Below are 15,376 nucleotides of genomic sequence, written 5' to 3' on the forward strand. Positions count from 1 at the left end.
CATGGAAACGCCCGCGCTCGAAGCCCGCCAGGTTATCAAGTATTTCGACGACCCCGTGCGGGTGCAGGTGCTGCACGACGTGTCGTTTGCGCTGGGCCGGGGCGAGTTTGCGGCCGTGGTGGGCAAGTCGGGCTGCGGCAAATCGACGCTGCTCTACATCCTCTCCACCATGGACACGGCCTACGAGGGCGAGCTGCTGATTGATGGCGTGCCCATGCGGGGCAAAAAAGAAGCCGCCCTGGCCCGCGTGCGCAACGCGCAAATCGGCTTCGTATTCCAGTTTCACTACCTGCTCAACGAGTTTTCGGTGCTGCGCAACGTGATGCTGCCCGCCGAAAAGCTGGGCAAATTATCGGGCCCGGAAATCGAGCACCGGGCCTACGAAAAGCTGCGCATCCTGGGCATTGAAAGCGAGGCGCGCAAGAAGCCCAACCAGCTTTCGGGCGGCCAGAAGCAGCGCGTCGCCATTGCGAGGGCCCTGATAAACGACCCGCTCATTATCCTCGGCGACGAGCCCACCGGTAACCTCGACCAGAAAAACGCCGAAATCGTGTTCGATATTTTCAAGGAGCTGGCCGAAACCTACCACCAGGCCCTGCTCATTGTGACGCACGACAACGACTTTGCCGCCAAAACCCATCGCATTATTGAGATGGAAGATGGGCGCATCATCCCGCAGCGGCCGTAGTTCGGGAGCGGGCGGGCCCGCCGCCAATAACGCCTGGCGCACTTCATAAGCCAGCAATCGAAGCGCGCTCCGGGTCATGGCCAGGGATTGGATTAGCGGCCCAGCACCAGCCGGCAGGCCAGTAGCAAGAGCGCAAACCCATAAATCGAGGTGAAAATCAATTGATTGTACCGCGCCAGCCAGTTAGGCAGGAAGATGTCGAAGTTGTCCTGGGTGGAGGCCGAATAGCGCCGGGCCAGCAGCGTGAGCGGGCAGTGGCGCTGGCCGAGCAGCAGCACCACACCCTCCCCCACCACCAGCGCGCTGGCCACCCACGTGCGCCAGGTTATCCGGTTGGCCAGGCCGCAATACAGCACGTAGCCGATAACGACCACGAAGAACCCCCACACTACCGTATGTATTATTTTGATTATCAATAGTTTAACTTCGTTTTTCATGCGCTGCGTGTCCCCGGTAGTTTACTCCTAAAGCACTTGCCAGGGCCGGGCGAGCGGTGCCTGCGCCTACCCGCTGGCCTGCGGTTGTGAGCCCCCACCTGCGAGGCCCCGGCCGCCGTCTTGCTCACGCCTGCTTTTCTTTGGCATGGTCGGCATTAAGGGCTTCGAAGCCGGCTACGACGTCGAACAGCTCTTCGTCGATGGCGCTTTGGCGCCTGCGGTGGTACTGGTGGCCCAGCTCGTCGAGTAGCTCGTCGATGCTTTTTCGGCCCGTTGCATGGCCCTGAGGCGGCTGGCGTTTTCGCTGGCCAGCGACTCGGCGCAGGCCCGCAACAGGGACACAAACAGAAACTTCCCGATGAGGGCCAGCAGCGCGGGGCGCCGCGCGCCGGCCACCTCGGGCCGCGTGCTGGTGGGCCAGTGAAAGGCTACCAGCGCCTGCTTCCATTGCGCATCCGGCGGCAGCAGGCGCTGGCACACCGGCGCGTATCCCGTGGCCGCCTGGGGCCGGTTGTGGAAGATGTGGCACCCGGTGAGGGTACCGTTGGCGAGGGCTTCCTGGGCTTTGAGCAGCAGCTGCGCCACCAGCGGGGTAATGGCCGTGATGGCCGTGGGCACCAGAAACTGCGTGGTTACGGGCAGGCCCGTGGGCCAGCAGGTGCTGCACCCGCTCGCCCACGGGCCAGAGCTGCTTGCGGCCCGGCAGGGGGCCCAGGGTGTGGGCCACAAACTCGGCCAGGGTGCTGTTGAACGAGCCAACCAGCCCCTGGTCAGACCCAAAAACCACGGCCCCTATCACGGGCTCAGTGCCTTTGTGCGGCGCTCTTGCCGCGGGCGGGCGGGGGGCAGGTGGCTCCGACTGAAAGTAGGCCACGAGGCCCAGCGCCACGGTTTCGTAGTAGTCGCCGAGCGAGCCAACCGCCAGCTCGTACTGCCCGATGGTGGCCGCCGCCATGGCTTTCATGGTCCGCACCACGGACTTGATGGCCTTGGCACCCTCCATTTTTCGGCTCAGGCTTTCTAGCGTATCCATGTGTTTGGGGGGGGGGGGCTGAATTTGCGCAGGGTTGAGGGCGCGGGATGCCGGTAAGCGGCAGGCCGAGCGTGCCGTGGTAGTCGGCATCGGCTACTTTCCTTCCGTAGTGGGCTGTGGCTGCTCCTGAAAGGGCGCCAGCACTACCTGGGCGCAGGGCGGCCTGGTCGGCCGGGGTTAGGGGGTGCTGCGCGCCCAGGCGTTGCAGCAGGTCGGCGGGCAGGGCGAGGCTGCTTTGGGTTAGCAGGGCTGCGGCTGCGGGCATTTTTTCGACGGGCACGCTATCGAAATAGCCGCTGGTGAGGGCCAGATAAGCTCGGGCGCGGTGGTGAAGGTGCAGGCGACTTCGGTGCCAACGAGCGCCGGTAGCGCGGCGGCCGGGTCGGTGAGGTCGTTGGCCGGCACGTACACGGCCTGAATGGAGGTGATGGCCCCGGCCTCGGTGTTGGCAATGCGCTCTTCGAGCTTGGAGAGCTCGGTGGCCAGCGTGGGCTGGTAGCCCAGGCGCGAGGGCATTTGCCCCAGCAGGCCCGACACCTCCATGCCGGCCTGAATGAAGCGGAAGATGTTGTCAATCAGCAGCAATACGTTGCGCTGCTCGTCGTCGCGGAAGTATTCGGCCATGGTGAGGGCGGCGTGGCCCACCCGAAAGCGCGCGCCGGGCGGCTCGTTGCATCTGGCCAAAGAGCATGACCATGTTGGGCAGCACCCCGGCCGCCTGCATTTCGTGGTACAGCTCGTGGCCCTCGCGGCAGCGCTCGCCAATGCCGCAAAACAGGCTCACCCCGTTGGTGTGGCCCACCAGGTTGTGAATCATCTCGGTCAGCAGCACGGTTTTGCCCACGCCCGCGCCGCCAAACAGCCCGGCCTTGCCGCCCCGCTCCAGCGGAATCAGCACATCGGTGGCCTTGATGCCGGTGCGGAAGATTTCGGACTTGGTGGAGCGTTGCAGCAGGGGCGGGGGCAGCGGGTGAATGCTGCGCTGCGCGAGCCCGACCAGCGGCGGCCCGTGGTCGATGGTGTGGCCAAACACATCGAACATGCGGCCCACAATGCCGTGGGCCACGGGCACCGTAAGCTGTTTTCCGGCGGTTTCAATCCGCATGCCGCGGGTGAGGCCCTGGGTGGGGTTGAGGGCAATGCCGCGCACGCGGTGGTCGTCGAGCTGGGTTAGCACCTCGATAATCACCGCTGGCGCGGCCCCGGCATACAACACGGAGTAGATGGCGGGCAGGCCGTGGTCGAACCACACGTCTACCACGCTGCCCCGCACCGAGATGATGCGCCCGGCGCCGGCTGGCGCCGGGGTAGTAGAGCAGGGGCGCGCGCCTGGTTCCGGCACGTGCGCTTCAGGGTTCATAGGCATTCACGGTTGGCGGTGGGGCAAAGGTGGCCGCTGGCCCCCGCCCCCGCCGTGACAATAATCTGCGCCGGCCATGACGTTTGTCAAGCCGGCCAGAGGCCTTGCGCGCCGCGCGGGCCGGCGGCGGCGCGCGCGGCGCGCAAGGCCCACTACCAGGGAGCAACCGGCCGCTGCCCGCCCCACCCGCGGGCACCTGACAAACGTCATGGCCGGCGCATGACATTGGGCAGGCGCGCTGCCGGCGGCACGCCGGTTCTTTGCACGAAGCCCGACTGCACATTTTAGCAACTACTTATTGCGTAGTAAGTTGCCCCGGCAGCCAGGCAAGCGCCCCCACGCCCCTCCTCCTCCCAGCCCATGAAAATCGCGTACATCTCCACCTACCTGCCCCGCGAGTGCGGCCTGGCCACCTTCAACCAGAACGTGGTGCGCGCCATTGCCCTCAACCTCGCCCGGCAGGGCCAGAGCGGACCGGAAAGCGGCTTCGGCGTGGCCATGAACGACTCCGACGATGCGGACGAGTACGCCTATGGCGACGAGGTAAAAGTCGTTATCCGGCAGGATGACCAGAAGGACTACATCGAGGCCGCCACCTACCTCAACACCAGCGACGCCGACGTGTGCCTGCTGGAGCACGAGTTCGGCATTTTTGGCGGCGAGAGCGGTATTTACCTGCTGCCGCTGCTGCACCGGCTCGAAAAGCCGCTCGTGACGGTGCTGCACACCATTCTGCGCGAGCCCTCGCACACCCAGAAAATCATCATCCAGGAAATTGCCCGGCGCTCGGCCCGGCTGGTGGTAATGAGCCGCCGGGGCATCGATTTTCTGACCGCCATCTACGACATCGCGCCGGAGAAAATCCAGCTCATCGAGCACGGCGTGCCCGATTTGGAGGCGCTCAAGCTTAACCCGCTGCGCACCCAGGCGCCGTTCCGCAACCGCCGGGTGCTGTTCAGCTTCGGGCTGCTGAGCCGCAACAAGGGCCTGGAAACCGTAATTCGGGCCCTGCCGGCCATCGTGGCCCGCCACCCCGACGTGGTGTACGTGGTGCTCGGCAACACCCACCCCGGCGTGGTGCGGCGCTCGGGCGAGGAGTACCGCGAGCAGCTCAAGCGGCTGGCCATTGAGCTGCAAGTAGCTAACCATCTAGTGTTTATCAACAAGTTTGTGGAGGAGGCGGAGCTGATGAACTACCTCACGGCCGCCACCCTCTACCTCACGCCCTACACCAACGAGGCCCAGATTACCAGTGGCACGCTCTCGTATGCCGTGGGCGCGGGCGCGGCCGTGGTGTCTACCCCCTACTGGCACGCCCAGGAGCTGCTGGCCGAAGACCGGGGCCGCCTGTTTCCCTTCAAGGATGCCGACGCGCTGGCCGCCACCGTGAACGAGCTGCTCACCAACCCCGGGCAGCTGGCCGCCCTCCAGCACAACGCCTACCAGTACGGCCTGCGCCTGCGCTGGCCCCAAATCGGGGCCCAGTACCTGGCCGTGCTGGCAGCGGCCTGCGCCCAGCCCGAAACGGGGGCTGCGCCGCCGCTGCGCCCCCTGGTAGACCCCGAAATCATGCCCGAGTTCAGCCTGGCCCACGTGCGCCGCCTCACCGACGACACGGGCATTGTGCAGCACGCCAAGTACGGCATCCCCAACCTCAAGGAAGGCTACTGCCTCGACGACAATTCCCGGGCCCTCATCATGGCCCTGATGGCCTACCAGCAGCACAACAGCCCCGAGGCGCTGGAGCTGCTGCCCATCTACCTGAGCTACCTGCACTACGTGCAGCGCGACGACGGTAATTTTCGCAACTTCCTGAGCTTCAGAAGGGAATACCTGGACGAAATCGGCTCCGAAGACTCGTTTGGGCGCACGGTGTGGGCCCTGGGCTACCTCATTCACCGGGCCCCCAATAACTCGTACCGCGAGTTTGCCGGCGAGCTGCTGGCGCGCTCGGTGCCCCACTTTCAGCAGCTGCACCACCTGCGCGGCATGGCCAATACCCTGATTGGCGTGGCCTACTACCTCAAAGCCCACCCCGACGACGAGGCCCTGGTGGAAGAGCTCACCCGGCTCATGGCGCGGCTGCTGGCCGCCTACGCCCACCACCGCACCGCCAACTGGCACTGGTTTGAGGAAAAGCTGACCTACGACAACGCCATTCTGCCGCTGGCCCTGCTGCACGCCCACGAAATAACGGGCCACGCGCCGGCCCGCGACGTGGCGCTGGAGGCGCTGGCCTTCCTGGATGAGGTGAGCTTTCGCAACGGCTTCCTAAACCCCGTGGGCAACCAGGGCTGGTACCACCAGGGCGGCGAAGTACCGCTGTTTGACCAGCAGGCCATCGAAACGATGGCGATGGTACTGGTGTATTTGCAGGCCTACCGCACCACCCACGAGCCCGATTTTATCCGGCGCATGTTTGCTAGCTACCAGTGGTTTTTGGGCGAAAACCTGCTGCGCGTGCCCCTCTACGACCAGGAAACCAAGGGCTGCTGCGACGGCTTGCAGCAAGCCGGCCTCAACCGCAACCAGGGCGCGGAAAGCACCCTGGCCTACCTCATTTCCCACCTCACGGTGCTCAAGGCCCTGGAGCTGGAGCACGAGTACGACCAGTCGGCGCAAGTGGCCGCCGCCGTATGAAAGTAGCCGTGCTTGCCCCCGTGGCCTGGCGCACGCCGCCCCGCCACTATGGCCCCTGGGAGCAGGTGGCGTCCAACGTGGCCGAGGGCCTGGTGGCGCTGGGCGTAGACGTGACCCTGTTTGCCACCGCCGACTCGGCCACGGCGGGCACGCTGGCGGCCGTGGTGCCGCAGGGCTATGAGGAAAACCGCACCCAGGACGCCAAGGTGGCCGAGGGCCTGCACATCAGCCACCTGATGGAGCGGGCCGGGGAGTTTGACCTGATTCACAACCACTTCGACTTCCTGCCCCTCACCTACTCGCGGCTCATCGGCACGCCGCTGGTAACCACCATTCACGGCTTTTCGTCGGCAAAGATTCTGGCCGTGTACGAGAAATACGCCGCCACCACGGCCTACGTATCCATCAGCCATGCCGACCGCAGCCCGCGCCTGCCCTACACCGCCACCGTTTACAACGGCCTGCGGGTGAGCGACTTCACCTTCACGGCGCAGCAGGAAGGCTACCTGCTGTTTTTCGGCCGCATTCACCCCGATAAGGGCACGGCCGAGGCCATTGAGATAGCCCGGCGCAGCGGCAAGCGCCTGCTGCTGGCGGGCATTGTGCAAGACGCGGCCTACTTCCGCGAGCGCGTAGAGCCGCTCCTCAGCGACACCATCGTGTTTCTGGGGGCCGCCGGCCCTGCGCAGCGCAACAAGCTACTAGGCAATGCGTTAGGCTTGTTGCACCCTATCAATTTCGACGAGCCGTTTGGCCTGAGCGTGGCCGAAGCCATGCTGTGCGGCACCCCGGTTATCGCCTTCAACCGAGGGGCCATGCCCGAGCTGATTCAGCACGGGCAAACTGGCTTTCTGGTGCGCAGCGTGGGCGAGGCCGTGGAGGCCGTGCAGCAGCTGGGTGCCCTCAGCCGCGCTGCCTGCCGGGCCTGGGCCAGTGCCAATTTTTCGCAGGAGAAAATGGCCGCCGATTACCTGGCGGTGTATAAAAAGCTGGTGTAGAGGCGCAAACGCCGCTGGCAAAACCCTACCCCGGTCCGCGGGCTGCGCCGGCCAACCGGTTGTCGTGGGCGCCGCCTGGCCCGCCGCGCCTTCCCCGCTCTCACCACACCAGCCGAACGGCGCAGCCCGCGAACCAACGCACGCCAAGTAGCTGAAAACAAGCATCGTGCGCAGCCACGCCTATGGCGGCAGTCGCAACCATCAATAGCTAATATCTTGTAAATCAATTACTTATTTTAGCAAGCTACCATGTCCTCTCCCACCATATCCCGTTCGCTAAAGGCTGAAAACCAGCTCCTGCGCGCGCAAATTCAGCAGCTGCAGACCGACCGGGCGGCCGGGGCGGAAGCGAAGGAGCGCGCCGATGCGGATGCGCAAAGCCAGGTGCGCTTTCGCACCCTGTTCGAACATTCGCCCCTGGGCCAGAAAATCATTAATCCCGACCTGACCATCCGGCAGGCCAACGCGGCGCTGGTGGCCATGCTGGGCTGCACCCGCCGCGAGCAGGTGGAGGGCCGGCGCATCCTCGACTTTGCCCACCCGCACTACCGCGCCGACTGGCACGACTTGCAGGAGCGCCTTTGGAAGCACCACATCCCGGTCTTTTCCTTCGACACCTGCCTCGTGCGCACCGACGGCACTTCGTTCTGGTGCCAGGTTCATTCCATGCTGTTTTGCGACGAGGGCGAAGAGCTGGGCTACACCACCCTCATCGACACCACCGAGCACCGGGAGCTGGAAGCGTCCCTCAAGCGCCTCTACGACGCCCAGGAAACCATTTTGCACCTGGTGGCCCACGACCTGAAAACCCCGATTGCCCATATCCAGATGCTGACCGAGCTGCTGCGGCGCGACGTGGGCAACCCCGAACCCGAAACCCCCAAGCTGCTGGCCCTGATTGAGCAGGCCTGCGCCGAGGCCAATGCGCTCGTGAAGGACGTGCTCTACCTCGGCGCCCTGGACGCGACCCAGCTAAAAAAGGAGTCCACCAACCTCAACGCTTTTCTGGAGGCGCAGCTAACCGTGCATCACCTCACTGCGCAGGCCAAAGGGCTTGCCCTGGCGCTGGAGCTGCCGCCGCAGATGATAACTGCCCACCTAGACCCTAACAAATTCAGCCGGGTGGTGGCCAATCTGCTCAGCAACGCCCTGAAATTTACCCCCCGCGGGGGCCGGGTGGTGGTGCGGCTGGAAGCCCACGCCGGCCGGGCGCGCCTCACGGTGCAGGATACGGGCGTGGGCATCGCGGCCGAGTTGCAGACGCACATTTTCGACAAGTTCAGCGCCGCCGCCCGCGCGGGCCTCCACGGGGAAGCCACCACGGGCCTGGGCCTGTTTATCACCCAGCAAATAGTGCGGCTGCACGGCGGCACCATCGGGCTCACAAGCCGCGAGCACGAGGGCACCACCTTTGTTATCAACCTCTAACCAAGGGCTATTTTACGGCAAGGCGCGCCTTCACCCCTTCTTCTGCCTACACCGCCGAGCACTTATCCAGCAGCTTTTCCAGGAGCGAAGCCAGGTCCACCGTCACAAACGAGGAGCAGTAGTCGGACAGGCCGTAGGGGATAACCAGCTTGCCCTGGTGGATGATGGAGCCGCACGAATACAGCACGTTGGGCACGTAGCCCTCGCGCTCCTCCTTGTTGGGAATGAGCAGCGGCTCGCTGAGCCGCCCAATTTCGATGGCCGGGTCGTCGAGGTCCAACAAGCTCACGCCCAGGCAGTAGCGCCGCATGGGGCCCACGCCGTGGGTAATGAGGAGCCAGCCGTGCGCGGTTTCGATGGGCGAGCCGCAGTTGCCAATCTGGATGAATTCCCAGGGGCTCAGGGGCTCCTGCATCTGCACGGGGGCCTGCCAGATGTTGAGGTTGTCGGAGTACATGAGGTAGTTGCTCCAGCCGTCGATGCGCGACATCATGGCGAAGCGCCCCCCAATTTTGCGCGGAAACAGCGCCAGGTTCTTGTTGTGGGCCCCGGCCCCGTGCAGCGGCATCACCCGGAAGCTGATAAAGTCCTCGGTGCGCAGCAGCTTGGGCGCGATGGTCACCCCGTCGTAGGCCGTGTAAGTGGCGTAGTACACCACCTGGCCGTCGTCGGCCACGAAGCGCACAAACCGGGCATCCTCGATGCCCCGGCGCTCAAAATCGGACACCGGAAATATCACCCGGTCCGAAATATCGGTGTCGAGCGAAAACGTGAGGTCATAGTAAGCTTCGGCCAGCCAGAGCAGCTGGTCGTAGGCCGGTTTGAGGGCGGCGTCGGGCTGGGCGGCCTGGGCTTCGAGCACGGTCTGTTGCAGCAGGTTGAACTCGAAGCGGTCGGCCAGCCGGGCCGCTATTTCGGCTACCACCTGCGGGTTGAGGCCCGCGGCGAAGGGCTGGGCGAAAAAGTCGGCCTTGTAGTATTCGGCGCTGCGCACGGTTTCGGCCTCATCAATGTAATTACCAGCCGGCAGCACGTGAATGTTGGCATCGGCGTCCAGCAGTGCCCGGCGAAACACGATGGAGGAAATGTGCCCCTCGCCCACCGCCCGAAAGCTGATGATGACGCGCTTTTCGCCCTCCTGCAGTTCCGACTGGTCGGGGTCTTCCACAATGGAGGGGTTGAAAAAGGCCGCCGACTCGATGGAGTACTCGTGAGTGAAATAACTACCTATCAGTAGCTTACGATAATTTGTCAGTTTCTCAAAATCGAGGCCCAGCCCGGCAAACAAGGGTTGCAGCCGGGCGCAGTTGCGGCTGAGCACCCGCGTAATGTTGCGGTGGCGCTTGGAGTATTCCTGCAAAATGGGCGAAATGGTACCAAACACCTCCTCCTCACTCAGGGCCATCACGCGGCCAATAACCTGCTGGGCGCGCTCCTCCCCATAAAAAAAATAGCGGGCAATGACCCGCTTCATATCCGGATATACTTTCTCGGCTTCTCGTTCGATGGTGAGGCGCATGGCGATGGGGTTACGCGCAGGGCGATTAACGCTAAAACCTAACGCATTGTATCACTGTAAGTTATTTGCTAACGAATGGCTTTTGCTAGGCGGCGGGCAGGGCGGCATCTTCCAGCTTGCTCAGCAACAAGGCCACCAGAGGCTCGCCTTCGGGCAGGCCTTGCTGGCGGTAGAGCTCCCTGCCATCGCGCAGGAGCACAAAGGCGGGCACGCCCTGGCCACCAAAGGCGTGCACCACGGCCTGGTGGCTGTCTTCGTCCACTCGCAGCACGTGAATAGCGGAGCCGAGCCGGTGCTGCAAGGCATTGAGCAGCAAGTTGGTAGTCGTGCGGCCAAGTTGGCTTTCCTGCTGGGTGCCGGGGCCCACGGTGGGCAGCAGCACGAGCAGCGTGGCCGGATGGGCGGGCAACAGCGGGCGAAGGACGTTTGGAAACATGGGCCGGGGAAAAGTAAGCTACACCGTATCTAGCCGTAAGAGGGCCATAAAATGTAGCCGCAAAACTACCGCAAGGCCCTGCCAGCCCGTATGATGCATATCAGGAAGCCGGGGTGACGTTTGTCAAGTCCGGTTGCGCGCGTCCGTGCGTGCCTGGCCTGGCGCGAGGGCCTCCGCGTCGTTCACGCCGCTGCCAGTTATGGCCACAACACGCTGATAAAGCCATCGCCAGTTACTGAGAGGCCCGCTGTTCAGCTAGCAGTAGCGGCGGCAAGAGTGTCGGGCGGCGGCAGTTAAGAAGGGGACGAAAATCAAGCCCACAAAGTGCAACTAGCACGTCAAATCAGGCACGCAAATAACTATCTATCAATTATTTATGGTAAATACCTCAACCGTTCCCACCATTTGCTCATCCACCATCTCGTCTGGCTAAACGTTAACAGCAATAGGGCAAGGGCCCCGCTCGGGTTTTCCGGCGGGGCTTTTGGCTTGCTGCTGGCTTGCTTAGAAGTTAAATTCAGGCGGGCCGCTCCTCGTTGCAGAGGCAGAAAGCCTGCTTGCCTAACAGCCGGGTCTAGGACGGGTCGGCGGGCAGCATGCCGCACCCCTATGACGCCGGCTTTGTCGTGGTTTTTGTAATAGCACCCACCGCGTAGCTTGGGCAGATTTTTCTTTACATCGCGCTGCAAATTTTCGTCGCCCTGCAAAAAAATAATGCTGACAATGAGGCTTTTATCCCCAGCGTAAGGTTCCCGCGCGGTCTCACCCAAGTCAGCCCGGCACCTATTACCAAAACCACGACAAACCCCTCCCCTACCTACGGGCTGGCCTATCAATAGTAAGTTGTGCCCCCGCAATTACCCTGGCAGCGCGCTTCAGGCGGGTAGCTGCAGCAGCTGCGTTTCCAGGCCCGCGATAACCGCCCGCACCTGGTCAAGGGCGGCCGGGCGCGTGCCCTCTGAATAGGCAGTGGAAGCCAGCACAAATTTGAGGCTGTTGCGCGCGTCCTCCAGCTCGGCCAGCAGCTTGCTGCGCTGCTTACTCCGGCGGTTGGCAGGCGGCGGTGGGTTCTTTTTGCACTGGGCCTCGTGCTCGGCCAGCAGGTGCTGCTTGGTGATGGCCGTAAATACTGACCCTGGCAAACTCTTGACTTTGCCTTCCTGAAACTTCGCCTGCTGCGTGCGCACCACAAACTGCACGTAATCGGGCGTGATGCTGCCCTGGTCCACCAGCTCCTGCACGGCGGCCAGGCTGGGCGGGGCCAGGCCCAACTCCTTTAGCACCTGCTGCCAGCCCGGTGGGGCCGGCTCCAGGGCTTCGGGCAGGGTTAGCAGCGGCTTAAAGGTGAATTTAATCTGTGCCACGCTCTTGCCCTCGCGCAGCAGCTCGTACTCAAACGGCAGGTCCGTCTGGCTCAGCTCCTGCCGGGCCCGGTCCAGCACCCGCAGGCGAAACAGCGGAAACTGCTTGTACTGCCCATCCAGGTTCAAAATACTCTTCAACTCACTCACGCCCAGCACCCGGGTGCCGAAGGCGGCATACTCTTTCAACAGCCAGTAAATGCGGTAGGAATGCGGGCTTTTCAGCTTAAGCAGCTGCACCACCTGGGCCTTGGTAAAGTTTTGGTGCAACTGCAGCAGGTAGGGCATTACCTCGTCGTTGAAGCGCACCCGCAACGCCCCTTCCTCGCCCCGGTACTTGGCGTAGGCCATGAGCGGAAGCTTGTCAAAGTCTGGGGTGGCGCTGGCCCGGCGCTCGCGCCGGCGGCCCACTGGCGGGCGCTCAATATGCAGAATGCGGCTTACGAGCAGGTCGCACATGGCGGCAACCTGCTGGTAGTCCTTGGCGCTGGGCCGCCGCCCCGACAAGGCCACAATCTCGGTCAGCGGAATGCGCATCTCCCGAAACTCGTTGTCATCCCGCCTGATGCGGGAGAGCATGGCCATGAACAGGCGCATCTCCACCGTGCTCAAATCAAACCGCGCATTCACCAGCGCATTGTGCTGCACCACTACTTTGCCCCCAACATTGGTGGGCTCCGGCACGTGGTCAAACAGGGTGGGTTGCATAAGGTCAGGTAGCAGTGATACCTCAAAGGTGCGGCTGCCTTTTTAGTATTACAAATAAAGTTTCCTGTAATAGGTAAACCGAGGCTTTTTCCCAGCGAGTGGGGCAAATCTCAGGCAGCTCAACTTGTCTTTCTGTGAGTTATCCACATTTTTTTGCGAGTTATCCACACTCTCCTTCGTGGTTTTTGTAATAGGCTTCGTGCTTTTGTAATAGATGTTCGTGGTTTTTGTAATAGGTATTCGTGGTTTTTGTAATAGCACCTTCGTGGTTTTTGTAATAGATGTTCGTGCTTTTGTAATAGATGTTCGTGGTTTTTGTAATAGATGTTCGTGGTTTTTGTAATAGATGGGCCTTGTATCGTTCTATCATACAAGGGGTTATGAGTGCCGTAAACCTTATAAAAGGATAAACATTATAAACCACCAGGTTAAAGGGGGGGGGGGCTTTTTTTGAAAATTCAGGGTCAGGTCAGGTTTTCGCTACCGCTGCCAACGCCCCCAACCGAAGGCTAGGTGACTGGGCGCGCGCGGCCCTTCGTGGTTTTTGTAATAGATGGAGCTAAGGCCAGAGCTTACTTGTGCTGTAACACGCTGTTTATTAGTATTTTGTCTTCTATGGTATAAGAAAAATGTCCCTGTGGGGGCTCGCTTGCTGCCAGGTATTGGGCTCCAAACCAGGGGTTGGGGGCCAGCACAGGGCCGCCAACTATTACAAAAACCACGAGCGAAAGCCTTTTTGGCCATTCCAGGGGCAGTTTTCGGCCCCCAGCTATTACAAAAACCACGAAAGCGTTTTGCTCAACCGGCGCAGCTTCGTGGTTTTTGTAATAGCTGCAACGGAAGCTGCCAGTGGTAGCCGATGGGTCAGGATAAATTGGCCAGTACCCACAATGCGCTACCACCCTTACTACCCAACCGGTCTAATTAAGGCTTTTAGGGCCTCCTGTCAGCCTGCAAGCATGTGTTTGCTACACCGGTACGCCTAGAGTGTTTTGGTGCGCTCTGGTGGCAGCTATGCCGGCCAAGAAACGTCCTCGGTTCCTACGGTGCGAGTTCCGTAGCCACCAGGTGCCGCTGCCGGAAACTTGTAGCTGGCAGGGCTAGCCAAGCTTCTTGGCTTGAGCTGACTCGAAAAATCCTGCTTAAGTAAAACTATATAAAATTTCCCAAATAAATTGATTAAGTATAATTTATAACGCCATTCTGTAGGCAGTATAAATGGCTGTTCCCTACTGGTGAGCATGGAGGAATAAATAAAGATAAAAAGATGATAAACACAAAAAGACAGAATTTATAAAAAGCTTAAAATTTGGTAAAGACCGTATTTTCTATAAAGAAAACAAGATTCATATCATGCGCTTCGGTACTTTCGTAAAAACCAGTCAGACTGAGCTTTGCGTTGAAAAAAATGGGCTACCCAATGACGAATATTTCTCATCTTTACGAAAATATACTGCCTCTACTAAAGATGTCTTTACCATCTTTAGTGAAAGATTGTCTTTACAAAGCGAATTTTCTTTACCATCTTTACGGTAAGAAAACCAGGTGATATTTTTTGTTTTCTCAGTTTCTCATGAAAGTTATTGCTATTGCCCAGCATAAGGGTGGGGTTGGTAAGACTACCTCCGCGCTCGGCATTGGGCACTCGCTGGTGCTGCTTGGGCACCGGGTGCTTCTTATTGACTGCGACCCGCAGAGCAACCTGAGCTCCAGCTTTCCGGACCTGCAGCCCGCTAACCTGTGCATGGTGCTACGGGGGGAGGCCACGCTGGCTGAGGTGGTGCAGCCGGTGAGCGAACGCCTGAGCCTAATTGCCTCGCGGCCCGAGTTGAGCCCATTGGAACGCATGATTGGGGCCGATGCTACCCATCCCAACCTGCTGCGCCGTCAGTTGGCCGCCCTGCGCCCTCACTACGACTACTTGGTACTGGACACGCCCCCGTCGATGGGACCCATGACGGTGATGAGCCTGGTAGCCGCCGACTGCGTGGTAGCCCCCATGCGGCCCGACCCCTTTGCCTTTGCAGGTTTCTACAAGCTGCTGGATATGCTCGATGCGGTGCGCGATAACTTCAACCCCAGCCTGGAGTTGAAAGGCGTATTTCTGACGCAGTACCACCCCAGCTACCGCGGGCAGGTGTACCACGACTTCGCGGCTGAGTTGGCCCGGCAACCCCGCGTGCAGGGACTACTGACCGGAACATCCATTCGCATTAATGCGAAGCTGGTGGAAGCCGTAGCTCTGAAAATAAGCATCCATGCCCACGCCCCTGACTCGAACAGCGCCCAGGACTACTTGGCCCTTACCCGCGAACTCCTCACCCGAATTGCTGTATGAATAAGCCCGTCCGCCCAAGCTTCGCTACCGCCGCCGTGGCCGAGATAACCAGCACCAGCCAGGCCTCGAAGCCCGTGAACCCCGACGAAGCGCTGTGGCCCAATGCCGGTATTATTCGCAGTAGCCCGGACGCGGCGCTGGGTAATAAAGATGCAAAAGATAATAAAGATGAGAAAGAAATAAAGCCGGAAAAGATAACTTTTTCCAATAAACTTGAAGCAGCCACCTACCTCAAGCTGCAACAGCTGGCTACCTACGGAGGGGAGAATATTCAGGAAATACTGGAAGCGGCGCTCACTGCTTACTTCGCCGATAAGGAAGAGGCCTCCCGCCCACTGCCCCCCAAGGTGCTGGTTACACTGCGCCGTAAGTACCCGTTTCTATAAAGGCGGTGGGGGGGGGGCGGGCAGTCCATACTGCAAAGGCGCGG

At 61.2% G+C, this 15,376-nt stretch carries 13 protein-coding genes and 1 pseudogene; 6 read left to right on the forward strand and 8 right to left on the reverse strand.

Translation table 11 applies throughout. From position 1 onward, the window contains the following. Nucleotide 1: 1 nt before the first annotated feature. Nucleotides 2-688: an ABC transporter ATP-binding protein gene (locus tag QMK33_RS15270; protein WP_283565473.1), complete on the forward strand. Its 687-nt coding sequence runs from the start codon at nt 2-4 to the stop codon at nt 686-688. A 92-nt stretch (nt 689-780) separates the two neighbouring features. On the opposite strand, the gene QMK33_RS15275 is transcribed toward QMK33_RS15270, so the two are convergent. From QMK33_RS15275 to QMK33_RS15295, 5 genes and pseudogenes are all read right to left on the reverse strand, one after another. Next, complete coding sequence (locus QMK33_RS15275; RefSeq protein WP_283565474.1) at nt 781-1,125, reverse strand: hypothetical protein; 345 nt, start codon at nt 1,123-1,125, stop codon at nt 781-783. A 174-nt stretch (nt 1,126-1,299) separates the two neighbouring features. Continuing rightward, on the reverse strand, nt 1,300-1,743 hold the full coding sequence (locus tag QMK33_RS15280) for a F0F1 ATP synthase subunit gamma (protein ID WP_349361758.1): 444 nt from the start codon (nt 1,741-1,743) through the stop codon (nt 1,300-1,302). Between the two features lie 91 nt (nt 1,744-1,834). Then, nucleotides 1,835-2,248, reverse strand: a pseudogene (locus QMK33_RS15285) (F0F1 ATP synthase subunit gamma); the annotation flags it as partial. 150 nt (nt 2,249-2,398) lie between these two features. Further along, entirely contained in the window at nt 2,399-2,782 is a 384-nt protein-coding gene (locus tag QMK33_RS15290) for a hypothetical protein (protein ID WP_283565475.1), read from the reverse strand. Next, a complete protein-coding gene (locus QMK33_RS15295; RefSeq protein ID WP_283565476.1) occupies nt 2,730-3,518 on the reverse strand; it encodes a hypothetical protein in 789 nt (262 codons plus the stop codon). The genes QMK33_RS15290 and QMK33_RS15295 overlap by 53 nt, the downstream gene beginning before the upstream one ends. A 360-nt stretch (nt 3,519-3,878) precedes the next feature. On the opposite strand from QMK33_RS15295, the gene QMK33_RS15300 reads away from it, so the two are divergent. The 3 genes from QMK33_RS15300 (at nt 3,879) to QMK33_RS15310 (ending at nt 8,584) form a co-directional block, all read left to right on the forward strand. Then, nucleotides 3,879-6,158, forward strand: a complete 2,280-nt coding sequence (locus QMK33_RS15300) for a glycosyltransferase family 4 protein (protein ID WP_283565477.1) — start codon at nt 3,879-3,881, stop codon at nt 6,156-6,158. After that, nucleotides 6,155-7,156, forward strand: coding sequence for a glycosyltransferase family 4 protein (locus tag QMK33_RS15305; RefSeq protein ID WP_283565478.1), 1,002 nt, complete (start codon nt 6,155-6,157; stop codon nt 7,154-7,156). Before QMK33_RS15300 ends, QMK33_RS15305 begins: the two co-directional genes overlap by 4 nt. Nucleotides 7,157-7,405: 249 nt before the next feature. Beyond that, on the forward strand, nt 7,406-8,584 hold the full coding sequence (locus QMK33_RS15310) for a PAS domain-containing sensor histidine kinase (RefSeq protein WP_283565479.1): 1,179 nt from the start codon (nt 7,406-7,408) through the stop codon (nt 8,582-8,584). A 46-nt stretch (nt 8,585-8,630) separates the two neighbouring features. Here QMK33_RS15310 and QMK33_RS15315 read toward each other — a convergent pair whose 3' ends face one another. The 3 genes from QMK33_RS15315 to QMK33_RS15325 all read right to left on the reverse strand — a co-directional run bounded on the left by QMK33_RS15315 (nt 8,631) and on the right by QMK33_RS15325 (nt 12,608). Then, a complete protein-coding gene (locus tag QMK33_RS15315; protein ID WP_283565480.1) occupies nt 8,631-10,103 on the reverse strand; it encodes a glycoside hydrolase family 130 protein in 1,473 nt (490 codons plus the stop codon). Between the two features lie 85 nt (nt 10,104-10,188). Further along, nucleotides 10,189-10,539: a YbbN family protein gene (locus QMK33_RS15320; protein WP_283565481.1), complete on the reverse strand. Its 351-nt coding sequence runs from the start codon at nt 10,537-10,539 to the stop codon at nt 10,189-10,191. 875 nt (nt 10,540-11,414) lie between these two features. After that, the gene (locus QMK33_RS15325) at nt 11,415-12,608 is read right to left on the reverse strand and encodes a replication initiation protein (protein WP_283565482.1); all 1,194 of its coding nucleotides are present in this window, start codon (nt 12,606-12,608) and stop codon (nt 11,415-11,417) included. Nucleotides 12,609-14,181: 1,573 nt separating this feature from the next. On the opposite strand from QMK33_RS15325, the gene QMK33_RS15330 reads away from it, so the two are divergent. Both QMK33_RS15330 and QMK33_RS15335 read left to right on the forward strand, forming a co-directional pair. Further along, nucleotides 14,182-14,946 (forward strand): ParA family protein, encoded by a 765-nt coding sequence (locus QMK33_RS15330; RefSeq protein ID WP_283565483.1) that lies wholly within the window; start codon nt 14,182-14,184, stop codon nt 14,944-14,946. Next, nucleotides 14,943-15,332, forward strand: coding sequence for a hypothetical protein (locus QMK33_RS15335; protein WP_283565484.1), 390 nt, complete (start codon nt 14,943-14,945; stop codon nt 15,330-15,332). Before QMK33_RS15330 ends, QMK33_RS15335 begins: the two co-directional genes overlap by 4 nt. The last annotated feature ends 44 nt before the right edge of the window (nt 15,333-15,376 follow it).

It is taken from the genome of Hymenobacter sp. H14-R3, from assembly GCF_030063445.1.
Classification (GTDB): domain Bacteria; phylum Bacteroidota; class Bacteroidia; order Cytophagales; family Hymenobacteraceae; genus Hymenobacter.